Genomic DNA, 19735 nt, shown 5'->3' with positions numbered 1-19735 from the left:
GTAAATGTTATACTATAATTGGATAAATTTATATTATTCTGGTCAAATAAACTAAAAATTTCAAAACACTACAGTCTTAAACCCAAACTCAGAATATTCAGAATAATATTGAAACATAGACTTTAATAAAATACATGATTGCTTTTCTGTTATTATTTTATTATGAGAATATTCCCATTATTTTACGGGATATGGGATGATGGGGGAGAAAGATATGAACGTTCATGTGAAAGGGAATGAACAAGGGAATGAACAATTGATTCAGACTTTAAATGAATGGTACTTTAAAATTCGAGCAAGAGATCTTGATGAAGCAATTTCTTTAAAAGATGAGATCGACTTAGTTATAAATGAATTTAAAGAAGACCAAAATTTGATGTTACATTACTACCTCATAGATTTTCGTCATAATTATTTACTTAACAACCTAGGCATTTCTACGGATAGTTTTGACATTATTAATACATTTTCTATACCACAGGATAATTTTTTAACATATTATTACCATTTTTTTAAAGCGATTTACTATAATGCAATCGGAAATTATCCATCTTCAAGGAATTTCTATGATAGAGCGAAACCCTTATTAAAATATATTAATAACGAATTAGAGGTTGCTGAATTTCACTATATGTTAGGATATACATTGTATGATTCATACAATGGCTTTTTAGCCTTACAAGAATTATCAAAGGCTAAAGAAATATTTTCTGAATACGCTGAATGTGAAACTAACCTTGCTTTTTGTAATAATCTTTTGGGATTAACTTATGCAGAGTTAGATGAATTTGAACTTGCGAATAAGCATTATACATTAGCATTAAACACCTTTGAAACAATAAAAGAAGAGACCTTCATACTAATGGTAAAACAAAACATAGCTTTAATGCATGCCAAACAGGAACGTCCTGATTTAGCAATTCAATATCTTTCAGAAGTTAATAAAAAAATGCTAAACAACTATAAAGCTTTATTCGTAGAAGCAAGAGAATACGTTAAATTACTCGAAAAAGAAGAAGCTTGTGAGCGTATCGAGCGAGGCATAAACATCTGTAAAAATCTTGGTATTGAAGAGTATTTACATCATTTTCGCATCTTACAAGCATTAAATGATAATGTAGATGCTTCACAATTAGAAATTATCATTTTAGAAGGTATTGAATATTTTGAAAAACGGAAAATATCAGAGTATACTAAGGAATATCAAGAGCATTTAGCGCATAGATATTATGAGCAAAAGAACTACCTTAAATCGTGCGAATATTTCGAGTTGTCCAGGAAAACGAAGAATATATTTTAAAAAGGGTGATTTAAATGAAGAAACTACATCATAAATCTATTGGACTGTTAATAGCTGTGGCTTTAACATTTAGTGTACAAACTCCGGTAAGTAAAGTTGTCAAAGACCTAATTGTTCAATATGCACATGGAAACGGAGGGGGATAATCCCCTCTATTTTTATTTACACACAAAATAAATTTTAGATTTAATTTACCTTGTTAAAATCTTTTAAAATAAGGAAAGTTGCTCTTCCTCATTCTGAATATTAATTTTAACTTTATATGTATAATACTTTCCCATTCTGGACTCGATTTCTTTTTCCACTTGTTTGATAGCAGCATCAGGGGTATTTGCTGTAATGTATACAATATCCGGTTCATACACTTCACAATTTGGAGATATAATTGTAAATTCCACTGGGTACTTTTCCATAATCCTCATTCCTTCTTACGCTTCAATATTATAAAAAATATCCTAAAATACATATGGCAAATATAACACTACCTACAACTATAATTAAAGATATTATGCCAAACAACAAATGACCGAGATAATAAAACCCTAAACAAGTAAAAGCAATAATCAATAGAATACCAATGATTTGTAAAAAAGCTGATTTAAATAAGAACAATATAATAAGAATAAATACCCAAAACAGCAAAGAATTAAAAATTTGAGGGCGCTTTTTTTGTTTACTACTTTGCATTTCCATAAACTCACCACTTTCATTGTGTAAAAGTATGTATTAAATAAAACATCTCTTATTTAAAATACAAAAATGGAGTGCCTTCTCTAATAAGTAAGCACTCCCTCATGTCATTATGCATCTTGTTGTTTTTTGCTTCTTTCGATCTTTCCTGTTTAGATTTTGATTTGTTAATTTCAATTCAATGAACCATAAGTTTTAAATCAACGCTCACTCTCCAAATATCGCGCTCTCATCAACATCTTTCAAATAGTTATCATCTAATGGTTTCTTCTCCATTGACTCTGACTTGTTTTGTATAATTGCTTTCTTATCTATTTTCTCATTGGTTTTTTCGTTTTCTTCTGTTTCAACTTCATTTTCCATTACTTCAACTGTTGATTCTTTATATTGATTACAGCTCACGCTGTTAATATTCGGACTATTTAATAATGCTGAAATGTCTTGGTAAAACTTTTCCTTCATGAATAGATCCCTTTGCATTTGTTTAGATACTTCATAGTCTGTTACATCATTTATTCCATATTGATCTACAAAATGTAAAACTAATGTGATTAACGATTCCGATATGTTAGATTGTGCATCTAGCCAATCGTGGAATTTTGTATTTTTTTCTTTTTTAAAATTCCAGTTATATTGTTCTCTCTGCTTTTGTTTACTCATTTCTTAGTCACCTTAGAAACTAATTTATCGCTTAAAATCTCCATTCCTCTAACATTCATTTCTGTTGCATATTTTTGAGGAATCCATAGTAATTGAATATCATTTACTTTACAAAATTCTAATGCTTTTTTATATAAATCATCTTTCAAGGCAATACTTCCGCCCCCATAAACTGCTAGAACTTCGGCTTTGCTAGATGTTTTATAAATATATGATTTTTCAATGTCATTATAAATCCCTTGAGCTTGCATATATCGAGTTTCTTCTAAAAATTCTACAGCCTTATCATGCTTTTTATCATCAGAGTCAGTAACTAATTCACTAAATTGCTGGCGATTAATATCTACACCGCCTTCATATTCTTCTTGTAGCAATTTAATTGCTCCTTCTATTGCATGACCAATCCCTCTTTTCTCGCCCCAACACGCGTCTGGAACAGGGTTTAAACCATCAGAATAAATGTACTCGGATGTACCATCTCCAATATCAGCATGTAAAACTTTCTTATCTTTAAAGTATTGACCATCTATATTTTCTAAATCATACAGCTTACTGAAATCTGTGAACATATCAGAATTCCCTTCGAAAATCGCATATAAGGCTGGAACACCCTCACGAGTTACCCTTACAATTTCAAATGTAATTTGTACTGTTACTTTTTCTTCTCCTAAATATACGATTACAACATGCTCATTATCCTTAAAACGACTTTCAAGAAAACGAGCTTTAGATGGTTCATACTCGGAAGCAGGAATTGCTAAGATAAGTGATGCAGGTATTTCAATATTTTTTGGTAGTTCTCCTACTTCGTTATAAATTGTTTGAACCGCTTTACTTGCCATAACAGATAAAACATTAACTACAGGTAGATCCCGCTTATGTTTATCTCCTAACTCAATATCAAGAGCATCTGGTTTACCATTTGAATGTGCAGCACGGTATCCTACATAGAATTTCCCATCACGCTCAATTGCATCACTTGTTACATGAACACAAATTTCATCCATTAAGTTTGTTACACTATGTTGCAAACTTCCTTCTTTATTTTTCACACGACCAAATATACGCTTATTTACATTTTGTTGTTTAACTAACTCACCGTTAATCATCATTTTCAATTCACTATTCCCAATATCAGCGACCGTTCTCATCATCATATTTAATAACCACCTTCTTCATATAATTTTTATTCCTTTTTTGTCTCTTTTTTATATCTTAATTACATTATAAACCTTTCTGGTTAAAATTTCAATACGAAACATTCATTTTTTGTATATTTTTTATATTTTTTTTATATGAATTCAATGCGTAATTTTAAACTTGCACTAAAAACATATTTTCAATACCTTTCAGGTATATATATAATGCATTTAATCTATAAAAATAATATAAAAAATGTATTTTGGAGTATTTTCGGACCTGGTATAATCGTTCAACTTCATAAGTTATACATTAAATATATTTTTTTATACGATATTTATATAACGTGAATAGCGATATGGGATTGTAAGTTATTCAAATACGAGTACGGATCGGAAATAGAAAATAAATATTGGAGAGGGTGAGGGGAAAAGAGTTTATTATACACACTTCAGAAACAAAGAGTCCTAGATAAATAAATATATTTATCTAGGACTCTTTGTTTAAAAACTCTGATTTCCACAGTTAAACAGTAGACGAATTACTTCCAGAATTGCCACCACTTCTTCTTTTTCTTTTGTTTTGATTCTAATACTTCCCGCAATGTTTGTATCAATAGTTGATCCCGTTTTTTTATACTTTCATCAATATACTTTCGCAATTCCTTCATTTCTTCTTTAATCTTCGCTATTTCATTTACTGTATCAATTGGAGCAATGTTGTCTTCAAATTGTTTAAGTTGTTTGTCCACGTTGTCCGCTGTGTCCTCCACACTGTTTAAAACGTTGTGGACGTCTACAACGTTGTTTTGGACGTTTAAGACGTTTACAACACATTCAGGGATTGTTCCAAAACCTTGCTCATGTAACTGAATCATCCTTTGAAAAAGCTGTAGATCATGCGATGAATACAAAATTCGGCCATTCTTTTTACTAAAACTGTGTCCAAAGTGTCTGAAGTGTCCTGTATACGTCCGCAACGTGCTTGCAGGGATGTTTAGGACGTTTACAACGTCCGAACTGTTTAATGGACGCTGTGGACGTCCTAAAGGTATTACTTGACTCATACAATCAACTCCTAATGTGAGATTTAAAGATTAGGTGAGTTGCTGTAGCAATTCTAGGGGGGTTCTGAAAACCCTTGTGTATCCCTAAAACTAGTCAAGTTTCCCTAAAAGTTTTAATTCTATTTACGAGGGTTGGTCAGGATTCCCTATAAAATTTAAATGTATTAAAGAATAGAGTTTTTATTAATTTTTCACTTATTTATGTATAGATTCATTTATTAAGTAATAATTTCAATCATTATATAAAAGGTTCAATAATAATATAAAAGATACAAATACTATATAGATGAAAAGAAAACCTTGGAAACTCTTGTGGCTCTAAGGATGCAAGAGTTGTCTGAAAACTCGAATTGAAATACTAACTTTTCCATAAGTACAGCTACATATTATTCAGTTCTATACAAGCTTTAAAATAATTTATTAAGGTTTACACAATTAAGTTATTAAATTATTAACAATTCCACAAGTATTTTGGCGTAATTTTGTATATGAAAACATAAAAAACAGTAGGGAGGATGAAAATCAAACCTACTGTTTTTAGATTAATAAAGTAATAAGAGGACTGTCTATTAAATTTCAACATGACAAATAGCCTTGTCTTTATCGATTTTTTTGAACAAGGCTTATAATCTATTCATTTTTAAAATTTAAGTAAGTCGGAATGCATCAGGTACATCAATATCATGAGAAATGAGTTCCAATACAAGTGCATGACGTGTATCATCGTCTAAATATCGTTCTGCCCATGGAATAAACGATTCACGCAGTTTTGCTCGTATCATGCCGCCGATTGATTTTATTTTTTCTCCAAGTTCTAAGAAACTTTCACATTGATCCATTGCATAACTCATGGTATACGTCATAAAATCATCACGAAGTTGTTTGTTTTTAATATATGTAGCGATTCGTGATACTTCTCCTTTATAAGAAACAACAATGTCTTTACGATCTTTATTGGTTAATGCTATGCCAATAGATTCAAGACGGGCTGTTGCTTCTTTACGCATTTTAGCTTCAGTTTTTCTAATTTCAACTCGATCATTTACAATTACACATGCAGGATTCATGCTAACTGTAAATTGAGTGATAACAATTTGTTGGATTTTTTCACGTATACGAGCTATCCGTCCTTTACGTGGGTTTCTAACCTTTTTTATAGCAGCATCAAACTTGAAAACTGGTGAGATAATTTTTAAGTAATTACGAACTTTTTTTGCATTGCGCCCTAAACGCTTCTTTAAGCCGTCCATGTTGCGAGTGAAATAATAATCTTCAACAGAATTTTTGCTATATTCAAGTTGATGAGTGAAGTTAGTGCATAGGTTTAAAAATTCAATAATACCTTTGCTATCACGATGAGAAACTAATTCTTTTAAAATAGAAGTCTCTAACAATAAGTTAGGGATTCGAAAATATGAAAGTTTTCCATTGTTATCTTTTGTTTCTTTTGCTGTATGATTTAATCTTGCATAGTTGCAAATTTCATACACTGGAATCATCCCATTAATAAAAATTTCTCTAACAAGTCCAGAATGAAGTAAAGCTTGGAAACCTGTATGAATAGTTGTATAGGGGATATCAGATTCGTTCGCGATAGTAGATAGTTTGAAATCGCGAGGAAGTCGCCCTAAATCATTTACCTTATAGTGAAGTAAAATGTAAGTGGCTAATGCTGATGAAGGCAAAGCATATTTTCCAAGCTCGTTATTTTTGATTAAATATATACGAAGCTCATCAAAAAACTTTGGCCCATGCATGAGGAATTTTGATTTTTTATTTTTTTTACTGAATTTCATGTTTGTCTTGAATGTTTTTGTGCCTACTTGGATGTTACCAGTTAGATCTTCAATGTTTATATTAGAAGAATCATGTAGCATAAAAAAACCTCCTATTTTTCCCACCGCAAATAAACAGGAAAAACAGAGGTTTTATATTCACATTGTATGCGCCTTATGGTATAATTTTAATATCAAGTATGACATTAAAGAAAAACACATACATTTATAGTGTGAATTAAAATCCTACCTGTGGGAGTTTTTAATTGGTTCGAAGTTTGCCGACCTAGAGACCAATTAAAAACTGAGCGGTGGGTTTTTTTTTATTTACAATAATTTGAACGAAAAAATTAGTTATGCATTAATTTTATAACTATTAAGATAGAATATCAATCTAATAATTAGTATTTTTTACTTAAACAGTTTGTTTATTGATTAATTGAATTAAAATATGACATGTAATATACAAAAAAGGTCTCTAATATTTAGAGACCTTTTTTTGTAGTTCATGTTGAAGATAATTGGTGAAATTAACGAAGTCTACATGTAATTGATCGTATTTGTATCCAAAAAACCTAAGATATTCAGTCAACTCTTTTTCTAATCGTTCTTGTTTTTCAGGAGGTAATAAAAGGATTTCTTGATGTAACTCTTTTACTTTTGTATATATGTCTTGTTTTTTTTCATGTTCGCTTATTGTCAAATATAATTCTACATTATTAATTATATCTTGTTTATGCTCAATTTTTTCTGTGGGTGATTCATTATTTAGAGTAGTTGTTTCACTAATTCCTATTAAATAGTCAGCGCTGACATCAAAAATTTGTGCTATTGCAGCTAGGATATTGTAGGGGGGCTCTGATCCTTTCTTTTCCCAATTCGATACAGATGCAGAACTAAAAGAAGTTCCTACAACTTCAGTTAATTTTTCCCCTAACTCCTTCATTGACCAACTACGTTCTTGGCGTAATTTCCGTAAACGCTCGCTAAAAATATTCATATTTTTAGTCCTTTCATATAAATTCATATTTCAGATACGTTAAAAATACTAAAATGAGTATAAAATACATATTATTTTGTATATATTTAAGTAAATGAAACTAAAATATTTTATTTTTTAGTAAATTATACTTGTTTTTCACTTTAAAAGTGATGTATACTTAATTTATACTAATCGAGAGGAGGTATTTAATACTTATGTTATTAAGTGAACGGCAATCAAAAGATTACTCTTTAACACAACTCGGTCAAAAAGTTAATATTAAACCTCAAGTTCTTCATGCGATCGAGAAAGGAAAAACAAGTGTTAATTCCGAAAGAGCAGAAAAAATTGCTAAGTTTTTTAATAAACCGGTCGAATACTTTTTTATACCAACTTATTACCGAGTTCGAGAATAAATAAAAAAAGTTAAAGTTACTAAATTAAGTTCCAAAGTAACCATATAAGTTTAATTATAGTAAAAAAAACTAGTAATTCAAATAGAATTAATGATTCAAAAACTGATCTTTGAAAACTGCATATCATTTGAGGGAGCTGTTAGTATGTTGAAACGATCGTATCAAACGTTACTCATTGCTATGAGTATGCTTCTAATTGTCTTAAGTTTTGTATTTCCACTTACTAAGGCAAGTGCTGAAGTCATCAATCGTGAGAAGTACGAAATGGATTGGAGTTTTAGTCCCATGTATGGGAAAGACCTACGGACAGAGTTGTTGAAAAATACGAATGGGCAAATTGCGTATTGCTTAACGTATGGAAAATTAAGTCCTAACGGTAATGATCTTCCAGAAATGGGGCGCACAGATGATATTGTGTATCGGGTTCTTCTAAATGGATATCCGCAAAAAAGTCCAGAAGAATTAGGTGTTTCAGACTGGAAAGAAGCGCATTATGCGACACAGCTTAGTGTTTGGACAGCGTTGGGTCAAATTGACATCAATGAAGTTCAGCATCGTAATGGAAATGTTGCGAAAGCTGTAAAAGCTATTATTAGTGGTGCAAATGCAAGCCAGGAAACACAAGACCTGTACATGAATGTAACACCAACAGATAATCAAGAAGCAAAGTTAAATGGTGAGTACTTTGAAACGACAGTCTATCAAATAAAAAGTAACGCTAAGAACGGTGTATTTACGGTTCAACTAGCTAATGCACCGAGTGGAACAAAAGTTGTTTCTACAAAAGGTGAAGCGAAACAACAATTCAATTTAGGAGAACAATTCCGTATTCTAATACCGAAATCCTCTCAAACAGGTAACTTTTCCTTAAAAGTAACATCTAATCTTTCTAATTTGCAGGCAGTCGCTTATCAAGGAACTGATAAAGTCCAAGATGCAACAGTCCTTTTAGAAAAAAATGAGGAAAAAGTGAGTGCCGATCTACAAGTAAACTGGAAATCTCTTGGTGGATTGAAAGTTGTAAAAGTAGGAGAACAAAAAGAATTGCTACAAGGTGCCGTATTTGAAGTCATGAACAGTGCAAATCAAAAAGTAGGCACTTTGACTACAAATGAGCAAGGTTCAGCAAGCCTTTCTGGTTTAGAAAGCGGAACTTATACTCTTAAAGAGGTAAAATCACCTACTGGTTATGTACTGAATGGGCAGCCACAACAAATTGAAGTTAAAACAGGTGAGGTTGCAACAATTACAGTGCAAAATACTAAGGTAAAAGGAAACATCGAGATTAAGAAATTAAGTGACAGCGGAAAAATACTTCCAAAAGTAGAGTTCACAGTGTATACAGCAGAGGGAAAAGAAGTCACAAAAACAATTACAAACGAGCAAGGGATTGCACAAGTGAAGGATCTTCCGTATGGAAAGTATTATTTTGTTGAGACAAAAGGGGTAGAAGGATACCTTCTGAATCAAACTAAATATCCATTCGAGATTAAAGAGCAAGGAAAAACACTGACATTTTCGGTTGAAAATAAAGAAGTAAAAGGAAACGTGCAACTTCTAAAAGTAGATGGAGAGAATCCAGATAAAAAATTAGAAGGTGCGGTGTTCATTCTTCAAGATAGTAAAGGTATGAAAATTAGTGAACACAAAAGTGATAAAAACGGTTTGATTGAAGTGAAAGACCTACCATTTGGAGCATACTCATTTGTTGAGAAGCAAGCACCAACTGGCTATGTTTTAACGAAAGTATCTATTCCTTTTAGTATCTCGGAACAAGGAAAGACAATCATGCTAACAGCGAAAAATAAGCACATCACAGGAGAATTAGAGATTAGAAAGGTAGATATTGCAGATGGCAACAATAAGCTTCCGAACGCTGAATTTACTATTTTTAACGAGCAAGAAAAAGAAGTTGCAAAAGGAAAAACGGATGAAAACGGCATTGCAAAATTCAAGCTTCCATATGGAAAGTACACGTATAAAGAAACATTCGCACCAGACGGCTATTTACTGAATGAAGAGATATTCCCTTTTGAAATTAAAGAGGATGGTCAAATTATTAAGCATACGGTGAAGGATCAGAAGAAACCAACATCACCTACACCAGAGACACCAAAACCAGAACAGCCAGAACAACCACAAAAACCAGAAATACCACAAAAGCCAGAGCAACCAGAAGCACCACAACCGCAGGTACCGGAACAACCAAAAGTAACCGAAAAACCTGTCATTCCACAACTAGAGAAACCACAACAGATTGTTATGAAACCACAACTAGAACAAACGCCAAAGAAAATTGAAACGTATCTTCCGACAACAGGCGGTAAAGCCGAAAATCCATACATAAAATGGATTGGTCTTGTATGTGTCGTACTCGGCTTAATTGGAGCTGTATTTGCAGTAAGAAACCGTAAGAAAGCTCAATCTTAATATGAAAGAATATGAAGCTCATTTTAGCGAAATTGATGAAAATCCGTTAGGCTTTGCTATTGGATGTCGGAATGCATGTATACTCGTTATTCCCATTTGGATCGTTGTTTTTTGGATAGGGAGCAAGATATAAGAAACCGAGAGGGAGATGATATGAGATGTCAGAAATCTACGTCGGTAAAATGAAAAAAATAGGGAAACTTGGGGAAGACGATATGCAGCGCAAGAGTGCTTGGTTGTCTGAAGAATTGATGCAAGCAATTTCTATCGCTCAAACTGTAATAAAACCAATAAAAAAGCATGATTATTGTATAGAACACGCTACAAAATTATTGGCGGGAAGTATTTTGTATCTGAATCAACGACATAAAAATTTGTATTACTTAGATGTGAAAAAAGCTATTGAGTTCACAGAAAAATTATATGAAAGTGAGGCAAACTTGGTAGAAGTAGTAAATTCGCTTGAGAAGGAGCATCCAGCTTATTGTATCTTCCATGAGTTAGGTTTTTATTCAGAAGAAACAAGGGATACGATAATTGTTACATTGCTATACAATCTAGAAAAATATCAGCGTGAAAAATTAAATCCAGAGAGAGAGTATTTTTGGTTTCAGTAGTAATCATAAGAGGAAAATGAAGTAGGAAGGAGTGCAACGCATGTTAGGCGTATCCAAGAAGTATACAAAGGTGATTAGAGCGTTGAAAGAACTGAATGAAGGGGAAAAGGTTGCAGGTGTCATAAAAGCTCGTTTTGGAGCTTATAAAACGGTCATAGAAGGTGTAAAAGAAAACGCCAACGATTTTATTTTCATTTTTGATCCAAAAGGTATCTTTTATGAAGACACCCATCACGAAAAACGAAAACAGGGGTATCACATCATCAAACATGATTTATTAACTGGTTATGAAATGCTACAAATGGATCTAAAACAAAAATCCGTTGTGTACATCAGTGTAGAAACGGAAACGAGTACGTATCAAGAGAGAGGGGAAGCATTATCAAATTTTCTTCAATATCTAACAGAGTGCAAGAATATAAGACCGATTCACCTGGTATTTCATCAATATGATTTGTACCCAATCCCTCATATGGAGCAGTTTTTGAAAGAAAGCGCAACATACCACATTCAGCATTCAATCGTAGTTGAATCTCAATCCGCATTACAACACATATACGGAAAAGAGGCAGCACAACGCATCATAACCTCGTATAACACAACAATCCTAGCATGATATGAAGCACTCGTTCACTATTTCATCCTATCTAGATGGCTAGAAAACTAGACAAGGGAGAAGCGACTTTCTCCCTTCTTTATCAAAAATAGGAGGCGTTCATATGGGAAAAGAAAAAAGACTCACATTTTATGATATTGCGGCATCACAAGCTCATAGTGTTAAAACTTTTGATGGAAAAACATACGAACTAAAAGGTACCATCGCAATTGAAAATAGCACAGGAAGCATTGAAAAGGTGGCTCAAATTTATTATCAAGTGCGCTCGGTTAGAGATGAACATCAAAACTTAATTGCTAAACGAAAAAATAAACATGCGGAATTAGTAGCTGTCAAACAAAAATGTAAATAAAAAAAGCGATTTTGAAGTGTGCTGAGAACATAGCACAAAGTAAGTTGTTCTTTGACAATTTAGATATATATTGTGTATCTCTTCCTTTCAGTAATGATGTAGAAAGGTGAAATATACAATATATATGCGTGCCTCCCTTCGAAAGGTCACTAGAGGGGTTAGGTATACGATTATCGTTGGGTGAGTAAGATCGTAAAACTCATCTGTGACCACTGGGAAATGCAGTGTATCAAAGACCTGTTTGTGTCAGTACTCGTGAGGAATATCCCATTTTGACATTCTGAAGAAGCGAGGAACATCACAACAGTAGATACATAAGGTTCTACGTTCAAGCCAAAATACGTAGTGCGGTATTGGGCATATAGAAGCTAGGTCGGGATTAGTCTCTATACGCATGCCAATACAGGGTTCGTCATTCCAGCCATAAATGATATTTCCATTTTCTATCCCACTTTCCTTTAAATGTTATAAAATAAAGACAGATGTTGGAGTTTAAAAGTGTCTCATCACACTTCAAAATCGCTTATAAAAATATGACATAGGGAGGAACACATATGAGTCGTAAAGGGTGGATCATTTCCGCTGTTGTTGGACTGTTAATTGCAATTGGTATTGGTTCAACATTTGTCTTTAGTTCGGGAAAAGGGGAAGTAATGGAACTTAGTCCGTTAGAAATGAAGAAATTTATGAGTGAGGATGGAACAGGTTTTGTTATGCTAACGTCTAACATGAGGCATAGTGAAGATTGGATCTTCCTTGTAAAAAAAATAGCTGAAAAAGAAACGATTGAAGTAAAAGGTTTAGATGAAAATCGTGACGATATTCCAAGTACAAGTAACCCTCATGATTGGGGATTATCGCAAAGAAGGGATACTCTTGCATATTATGAAAAAGGTAAGGTGAAAAAAGAGATTAAATTTACAATTGATAAACTTTCGGAACTTGAAAAAGAAGTTACCTATTTTGTTCAAAATTGCAAAGAGCAATATCAGAAGTAATCACATAATCATTGAAAGGTGGTGATACAGTGGCGATTACACAAAGGGAATTAAAAAAAGAAAAAGATATGGTAGCAAACCTATTAAGAGCCAATGGTCAGGATTATAACCATTGGCTTCATTTACATCATCAGAAATACATTGAAGAAAATCAAGATCTAGTAATGAAGGCTTTGCAAGCTTATAAAGCAACATCAACAGAAGTAAAGGACGATAGCAAGGCGAATGAATCAAGTCAGCTTAGTAACGTATAAGAAGCATTTAAAAATGAAAAGGGAGTGAATGTATATGTCAATGTTGGAAACATTATCTCAAATGTTAGTGTTAGGTGATGCGATGGATGGTCTAATTAATACAGGGAATTCTTTTATTGCATGGATGCAAAGAGGGGCAATGGTTAGTACAGCGATTGTATTTTGCTGGGGTGCTTATCTATTAATTTGGGGCGGTGAACGAGGAAGACATAAATGTATATGGTGGTTTCTTGGTGGGGCAGCCGGACTTGTTATCGTAATGGGTTGCCAATACTTAGCAGAGAGCGTAAATAGCAATGTGAAATTTGGTCAAATATTATTCCCGTTTTTCTGGATGAAATAGTGAAAAAATATAATTAAGGCAATGAGGAGGCTATGCAAAGGGTATGGCTTTTTTTGTTGCCTTTTTTTCATAGAATTTTAGTTTTATTAAGCAATCGGGGTGTTAATTATGAGATTACCAAGTGTATTGGAGAGCGTTTCGGTTATTGGTAATATACAACCGATTATGACAGTACCAACAACAGAAGGGCTGTTAAGAGCTTTGACATTCTTCATCGTTATTTGGGTATTGATTTCTGTTTTTTGTATCTATCATAAGTACGCAACCAATAAAGCTGAAAATAGTAATTCAAGAGATCAGTCGAAGTGAATTTAAATTAAACGGAAGAAAGGAGAAGCCATGTTTGTCATTTTTAAGAGTAGCAATGGAACTGAAATTGAGTCGGGTAAGCAATATTCGTTTCATGAAGCTTATATCTTAACGAAACAATTAGAACGTATTTATAGAGAAGCCGGGAGACAAGAACATATTGATTTCGATTTGTTAGATAGTCATTCCAATGAAATTTATAACGGTACATTATCACTTGGTTCGAGATATGCAGATCACATTTTTGATCACATTTCTAAAAAAATGAATGTGATGCAATTAGATCCAGAACAAGAGGAACAAAAGAAGGAGCTGTTAGAAACATTAGAAAGAGAAATCAATGATTCTCCTTTTCATGAAGAATATGAATATCAAGAAGAATCATCAGAAAGGAAGGAAGAACCCTCTTATAGTCCAGCGGATGAAGTAAAAACGCTAGTAAAGCCTGGAAAGGAAAATAGAAAAGGATTCAAGATTGTTGCGAGTGTCATAGGAAGCGTGGTGTTAATTGGAGCTGGTGCCATATTTGCCTTTAAGTTATTCTCTTCCGAACCAGTTTCGAGTGCAAATGCTGGCTCGGAACAATATGTAGTAAAAGGATTACAACAGGCAGCCATTCAGCAGTATGGAGAAGCCGTTAAATACTTCGATAAGGTCAATTACACAGAATTAGATAAAGATAGTCAGAAGGCAGTTTTATTTACTTATTTGTTAAACGGAAAGGCAAATAAAGCATTACAATATGAGCCGAAATTTGCAGAAAGTGTGGTTGCTTATTTTATTGGGATAGACAACATGAATAAAATCAATGAAATTGATGTCAAAAATGATGTAATCGACTTTGAAAAGGCAGCACTTAATAAGAAATATGAGGAGGTAATTAAGCTTAAGGGTAAAGTCAATATGGACGGTAGACGTGAAAAGCTCATTGTTGAAGCTTTTGTAAATCTAAAAAAATATGAAGATTGTTATTCCTTTGCTAAAACGCAAGGAAATAAAAATGTAATGAAAGAGGTCAAAGAATTAGAGAAACGAGATATTCAACAATCTACGATAAGTGAAGAAGAAAAGAAAGCTAAGATTGAAAAAATTGATAAAGATCTACAGAACATCTAAGGGGGAGAGAATAACATGCCTTTAAATTATGAGAATCTGTACAAAAAAATGGGAATTGTTTTTCTTGGTGGTTCATTGATATTAAGTACGACAGGTTGCAGTTGGTTTGGAAGTAAGGAATCATCAAAAAGTAAATCAGCTATTACAAAAAAAGTAGATAAGAATAAGCCGGAGGAAAAGAAAGAAGATCTGAACAAACAAGACTTTGAAGCAATTACAGAGAATGCAATTCAAAGTAAGGATAATGAAGTTGCTTATGTACTCGAAGAGCTGGATAAATCAAAAATTAATTTTAAGGAAAAATCTATTGTAAGTAATCTTCAAAATGGGGATGACACCACTTCTCGTGTTCTAGCACTCTTTGATAAAGAAACAACAGATAAAACACTTCAAGATACAACAAAAGATAATGTGATTGCAGCTATTACAGATAACAAGCCACAAGTCACCGTGAATGGAGATCATTTTGCATTCGGTGATCAAAATATTGATTCTTCAGTAGCGAGTATAGGTGATATTCTTCCACCAGAGAAGAAACCAGATACAATTGTGAACCCACCAATTATAACGGAGGGTGAGAATGGTAATACGGAAAATACAGGGACAGAAAAACCAAAGCCACCAATAGAGCCGGAAAAACCAACAAATCCAGAGAAACCGACAGAGCCGGAAAAACCAACAAATCCAGAGAAACCGACAGAGCCGGAAAAACCAACAAATCCAGAGAAACCGACAGAGCCGGAAAAACCAACAGAACCAGAGAAACCAACAGAACCAGAAAAACCAACAGAACCAGAGAAGCCAACAGAACCAGAGAAGCCAACAGAACCGGAGAAACCAACAGAACCAGAGAAACCAACAGAACCAGAGAAACCAACAGAACCAGAGAAACCAACAGAACCAGAAAAACCAACAGAACCAGAGAAACCGACAGAACCAGAGAAGCCAACAGAACCAGAGAAACCAACAGAACCAGAAAAACCAACAGAACCAGAGAAACCGACAGAACCAGAGAAGCCAACAGAACCAGAGAAACCAACAGAACCAGAGAAGCCAACAGAACCAGAGAAGCCAACAGAACCGGAGAAACCAACAGATCCAGAGAAGCCAACAGAACCGGAGAAACCAACAGAACCAGAGAAACCAACAGAACCGGAAAAGCCAACAGAACCAGAGAAACCGACAGAACCAGAGAAACCAACAGAACCGGAGAAGCCAACAGAACCGGAAAAACCAACAAATCCAGAGAAACCAACAGAACCGGAAAAGCCAACAAATCCAGAGAAGCCAACAGAACCGGAAAAACCAACGAATCCAGAGAAGCCAACAGAACCGGAAAAACCAACAAATCCAGAGAAACCAACAGAACCAGAGAAAACAACGAATCAAGAAAAGTCAGTTCTGAAACAAAATGAAAAGATGGTAGCGAGTAAATAAAGAAAAAACCAACTGATATTGCCAAAAAGGTACTCATAAAAAGAGTACCTTTTTAATTTGAAAGGGGTCATATAGATGTTTGTTAATAGTGCAAATTTAGTACAAATTTCAAGTCTAGATAAAAGTTTAATGGTGGTAGGTCGAGTGGGAACAGGGAAAACGAGGGAATTGAAGAAAATGGCTTTAAGTTTATCAAAAGTTTTAGTGTTAGATCCACTGAGGGAATACGAAGACGAAGCATTCGGGAAGCAAACAGAGGGTAATGTGACTTTACAACACTTGGATTGTGAATCGAATGAGGGGTATGGGAATTTTAAAATTACAGAAGATGTGATAAATATAGCTAAACAATATGAATACGTAATTGTAGATGAAACCAATTATTTATGTCAGGAAGATTTTATATACTTTCTCCAACAAATGAAGGATTCCGATATAAAAGTAGTAGCAAGTTTTCAACAAATGCCATCAGATGCCCAAATTACTAAGAAATTTGGGTATATCATATCTTTAGATGTATCGAATGATTTCGATAAGATAACAGAGTATGAAAAATATAATTATGATTCGGGCTTTGGCTTAAAGTAGTAATACGTGTGGCTAGATTGAACAGAGGTGATGCTTTGATATGTATAGTGAAAAGATATCAATCAAATATAAATTAGCTGAAAAAGAAGTACTCATTCCATTGAGTGCTTTTTTGTTTGTTGGAATGTTTTTAATCGCTAATTTTTTATTAAACCTAACTTTAGAGCTGATAGAAACAACATTTAGTGATTTATTACATCCCAAACCATTTCATATGGAGGTAGGATTTCTTTTTCAGATGCCAATTGCAGAACATCCGATTTACTACATGCTTGTTTTCCTTGTAGTAATTGGAACCATTGCAAGAACAGTGTACAAATTAAAATCTTCTTTTGAAAATTTAAATAATCATGAGAAAGGATCTAGTCGCTTTACAACAGTTGAAGAGCTGAAAAAACAATACCGAGCTGTACCAGATCGAGAGAAATCATTTAAAGGTGGGGGTGGTGTTGTTATCTCTCGATTAGGTGAAAAGGTATTTATTGATGATAGTCCGGTAAACAATTTAATTATTGGTACAACACGCTCTGGTAAAGGGGAAACTTTTGTATTTCCTACAATTGATGTCTATTCTAGAGCGGAACATAAACCCTCCCTAATTTTTAATGATCCAAAAGGTGAGCTCTTCAGTGCATCGAAAGAAACACTAGAAAAAAGAGGCTATCACATTGAAGTTTTGAATTTATTAACCCCACTTGATTCTATGAGTTATAACTTATTGCAGCTCGTCAAAGATGCTTATAAAGATGGGGATTATTCAACCGCACAGGCATTATGTAAAACACTTTCACACACATTGTATTATAACCCAGGTGTTAAAGATCCTTTTTGGCAAGATTGCGCTATGAGCTTATGTAATGCAATGATTTTAGCTATAACAGATAAATGTATTGAGGAGGGAACAGAAGAAAAAATAACGATGTATGCAGTAGCCAACATGTTATCGGAACTTGGTTCAAAAGAAATAATTATAGATCCAGAGGAGCCACCTAAAAATGCTTTAGATCTATATTTTGAGAGTTTGCCATCAGACAGTGTTGCAAAAATGCAATATGCAACTTCTAATTTCTCAAAAGGGCAAGCTAGAGGTGGGATTTTCACACAAACAATGAACGGTTTATCTATTTTTACATTTGATGAAATTACTAAAATGACCGCAAAAAATAGTGTGGATTTAAAACGTGTAGGTTTTGGAAAAACGATAAAAGGAAGAGCGACACCTAGAAAACGAATAGAAATTGTATTTCCGGATGGTTCAAAGGAATCAATCAAATCAGATATTACAGGACGTTTTGCATTAGATTTTAAGAAAGTAATAAAAATTGGGGATACAATTCAATTTAATGAAAAAGGAAATAAGAAAAAGAAAACATCTATTTCTATTATGAAAATAGATGAAAAGACAGGTGATACAGAATTTAAAGTAGTAGAAGAAAATGAAGATATACAAGTAATAACAGTGGATTATTTCGATAAACCAGTCGCTATTTTTATGATTACACCAGACTATGATTCTTCTAATCATGTCATTGCTTCTATTTTCGTAAGACAGCTTTATTTTATATTGGCAAAGGGTGCATCCCTCGCTCGTGGAGGAAAATGTCATCGTGAGGTAGTTTTTTGCCTAGATGAGTTTGGAAATATGCCTAGTATTGAAGGAATGGCTAATATTATTACGGTTTGTCTCGGCAGGAACATTCGTTTTAATCTTATCATTCAAGCATATTCACAATTGAAAAATAAATATGATAAAGATGCAGATACCATTGATGGAAACTGTGGGAATACGATTTACATTCTAACAAACGATCAAGAAACCGCCGAAAAAGTGTCCAAAAAGTTGGGGAATCAGACAATTAACCTACCTTCCCGAAGCGGAAAAGGTCTTTCTACTGATAAAAATAAAACGGAAGGTCTAGATCAACGCCCATTGTTAACACCGAATGAACTAATGAGTTTTAAAGAAGGAGAAAGTGCCGTTATTCGTGTCATAAAACGTCAAGATAATAATCGAAAGCGTATCAGACCACGTCCGATTTATAATACGGGAGAAACAGCTTTAAAATATAGATGGGAGTATTTAGGAGTAGAGTTCGATACAGATAAATCTATTTTAGATATAGATATCGACTCCTTACATGATGATGTAGAACCGAAAAAACTGATTGTAGATTTTCTAGGAGAAAGAAAGGAAAAACAAATTAAGAAAGAACCATCAGAGCCAGAACAAGAAGATTTGCCACCAGTAGAGACACCGCAACCAGTAGAAGAGCCAACAATGATGGGAATTGATGAAGAGATTCCGGAAGAAGCGTTTCAGCAAGAAGATAGCCCGTTTGACTCCCTCTCTATTGAAAATTGGAAAGGAAAAACGGTTAACGAATTTTTTGAATCTGATTTAGCGGTTTTAAAACTGGTCGATAAGTTCTTTTTAGCGCAGTTAGGCAAATCAATAGTTGAAGTTGAAAATCAAGAAATGGGCGAGTTTTACAGTGAATTTCAAATGTTAGCTCACAATGACCACATTGACAAAAGTGTTTATCAAGCAGTCGAAAACAAGATTAATCGCATCTTGCGTGATTTAGAAGAAAAAGAACAAGTAACAAGTTAGAAGGCACTCAAATATTTGAGTGCTTTTTTGATTCC

General features: G+C 33.6%; 22 protein-coding genes. 15 read left to right on the top strand and 7 right to left on the bottom strand.

Annotated features, from left to right (window positions below):
- Positions 1–214 precede the first annotated feature (214 nt).
- Positions 215–1300, top strand: a complete 1086-nt coding sequence (locus tag ACO6VI_RS26445) for a hypothetical protein (RefSeq protein WP_422424499.1) — start codon at positions 215–217, stop codon at positions 1298–1300.
- Between the two features lie 14 nt (positions 1301–1314).
- Positions 1315–1446: a Phr family secreted Rap phosphatase inhibitor gene (locus ACO6VI_RS26440; RefSeq protein WP_218923072.1), complete on the top strand. Its 132-nt coding sequence runs from the start codon at positions 1315–1317 to the stop codon at positions 1444–1446.
- Positions 1447–1509: 63 nt separating this feature from the next.
- Here ACO6VI_RS26440 and ACO6VI_RS26435 read toward each other — a convergent pair whose 3' ends face one another.
- From ACO6VI_RS26435 to ACO6VI_RS26405, 7 genes are all read right to left on the bottom strand, one after another.
- Entirely contained in the window at positions 1510–1713 is a 204-nt protein-coding gene (locus ACO6VI_RS26435; protein WP_422424498.1) for a hypothetical protein, read from the bottom strand.
- Between the two features lie 28 nt (positions 1714–1741).
- Positions 1742–1993 (bottom strand): hypothetical protein, encoded by a 252-nt coding sequence (locus ACO6VI_RS26430; protein WP_098773274.1) that lies wholly within the window; start codon positions 1991–1993, stop codon positions 1742–1744.
- A gap of 204 nt (positions 1994–2197) precedes the next feature.
- Positions 2198–2650 carry a hypothetical protein gene (locus tag ACO6VI_RS26425; RefSeq protein ID WP_422424497.1) on the bottom strand — a complete coding sequence of 151 codons (453 nt, stop codon included), beginning with the start codon at positions 2648–2650 and terminating at the stop codon, positions 2198–2200.
- Positions 2647–3807 (bottom strand): hypothetical protein, encoded by a 1161-nt coding sequence (locus tag ACO6VI_RS26420; protein ID WP_422424496.1) that lies wholly within the window; start codon positions 3805–3807, stop codon positions 2647–2649. Before ACO6VI_RS26420 ends, ACO6VI_RS26425 begins: the two co-directional genes overlap by 4 nt.
- 524 nt (positions 3808–4331) lie before the next feature.
- On the bottom strand, positions 4332–4856 hold the full coding sequence (locus tag ACO6VI_RS26415) for a MerR family transcriptional regulator (RefSeq protein ID WP_422424495.1): 525 nt from the start codon (positions 4854–4856) through the stop codon (positions 4332–4334).
- Positions 4857–5503: 647 nt separating this feature from the next.
- A complete protein-coding gene (locus ACO6VI_RS26410) occupies positions 5504–6733 on the bottom strand; it encodes a hypothetical protein (RefSeq protein WP_422424493.1) in 1230 nt (409 codons plus the stop codon).
- 376 nt (positions 6734–7109) lie between these two features.
- The gene (locus ACO6VI_RS26405; RefSeq protein WP_422424491.1) at positions 7110–7631 is read right to left on the bottom strand and encodes a helix-turn-helix domain-containing protein; all 522 of its coding nucleotides are present in this window, start codon (positions 7629–7631) and stop codon (positions 7110–7112) included.
- Between the two features lie 197 nt (positions 7632–7828).
- On the opposite strand from ACO6VI_RS26405, the gene ACO6VI_RS26400 reads away from it, so the two are divergent.
- The 13 genes from ACO6VI_RS26400 (at position 7829) to ACO6VI_RS26340 (ending at position 19700) form a co-directional block, all read left to right on the top strand.
- Positions 7829–8029: a helix-turn-helix transcriptional regulator gene (locus tag ACO6VI_RS26400; protein ID WP_048536239.1), complete on the top strand. Its 201-nt coding sequence runs from the start codon at positions 7829–7831 to the stop codon at positions 8027–8029.
- A 144-nt stretch (positions 8030–8173) separates the two neighbouring features.
- Positions 8174–10459, top strand: a complete 2286-nt coding sequence (locus tag ACO6VI_RS26395) for a SpaA isopeptide-forming pilin-related protein (protein ID WP_422424489.1) — start codon at positions 8174–8176, stop codon at positions 10457–10459.
- Positions 10460–10617: 158 nt separating this feature from the next.
- Positions 10618–11076 (top strand): TRAG family protein, encoded by a 459-nt coding sequence (locus ACO6VI_RS26390; RefSeq protein ID WP_081144117.1) that lies wholly within the window; start codon positions 10618–10620, stop codon positions 11074–11076.
- Positions 11077–11116: 40 nt separating this feature from the next.
- Positions 11117–11692 carry a hypothetical protein gene (locus ACO6VI_RS26385; RefSeq protein WP_081144116.1) on the top strand — a complete coding sequence of 192 codons (576 nt, stop codon included), beginning with the start codon at positions 11117–11119 and terminating at the stop codon, positions 11690–11692.
- A gap of 103 nt (positions 11693–11795) precedes the next feature.
- Positions 11796–12044, top strand: coding sequence for a hypothetical protein (locus tag ACO6VI_RS26380; protein ID WP_000514061.1), 249 nt, complete (start codon positions 11796–11798; stop codon positions 12042–12044).
- A 554-nt stretch (positions 12045–12598) separates the two neighbouring features.
- On the top strand, positions 12599–13042 hold the full coding sequence (locus ACO6VI_RS26375; protein WP_422424487.1) for a hypothetical protein: 444 nt from the start codon (positions 12599–12601) through the stop codon (positions 13040–13042).
- Between the two features lie 29 nt (positions 13043–13071).
- Positions 13072–13296, top strand: coding sequence for a hypothetical protein (locus tag ACO6VI_RS26370; RefSeq protein WP_098557014.1), 225 nt, complete (start codon positions 13072–13074; stop codon positions 13294–13296).
- Positions 13297–13330: 34 nt separating this feature from the next.
- Positions 13331–13639, top strand: coding sequence for a hypothetical protein (locus ACO6VI_RS26365; RefSeq protein ID WP_000062187.1), 309 nt, complete (start codon positions 13331–13333; stop codon positions 13637–13639).
- 108 nt (positions 13640–13747) lie between these two features.
- Positions 13748–13948 carry a hypothetical protein gene (locus tag ACO6VI_RS26360; protein ID WP_001239233.1) on the top strand — a complete coding sequence of 67 codons (201 nt, stop codon included), beginning with the start codon at positions 13748–13750 and terminating at the stop codon, positions 13946–13948.
- Between the two features lie 30 nt (positions 13949–13978).
- Entirely contained in the window at positions 13979–15064 is a 1086-nt protein-coding gene (locus ACO6VI_RS26355) for a hypothetical protein (RefSeq protein ID WP_422424486.1), read from the top strand.
- A gap of 15 nt (positions 15065–15079) precedes the next feature.
- Positions 15080–16501: a hypothetical protein gene (locus ACO6VI_RS26350; protein ID WP_422424485.1), complete on the top strand. Its 1422-nt coding sequence runs from the start codon at positions 15080–15082 to the stop codon at positions 16499–16501.
- A 75-nt stretch (positions 16502–16576) separates the two neighbouring features.
- Positions 16577–17089: a hypothetical protein gene (locus tag ACO6VI_RS26345; RefSeq protein WP_422424484.1), complete on the top strand. Its 513-nt coding sequence runs from the start codon at positions 16577–16579 to the stop codon at positions 17087–17089.
- A gap of 40 nt (positions 17090–17129) precedes the next feature.
- Positions 17130–19700 (top strand): VirD4-like conjugal transfer protein, CD1115 family, encoded by a 2571-nt coding sequence (locus ACO6VI_RS26340; RefSeq protein WP_422424483.1) that lies wholly within the window; start codon positions 17130–17132, stop codon positions 19698–19700.
- The last annotated feature ends 35 nt before the right edge of the window (positions 19701–19735 follow it).

Origin of the sequence: Bacillus sp. PSXD-155, assembly GCF_049310765.1 — a bacterium.
In the GTDB taxonomy this organism is placed as follows: domain Bacteria; phylum Bacillota; class Bacilli; order Bacillales; family Bacillaceae_G; genus Bacillus_A; species Bacillus_A cereus.
Note: the sequence above shows the minus strand (reverse complement) of the source record. Positions and strands in the feature narration are given on the sequence as shown.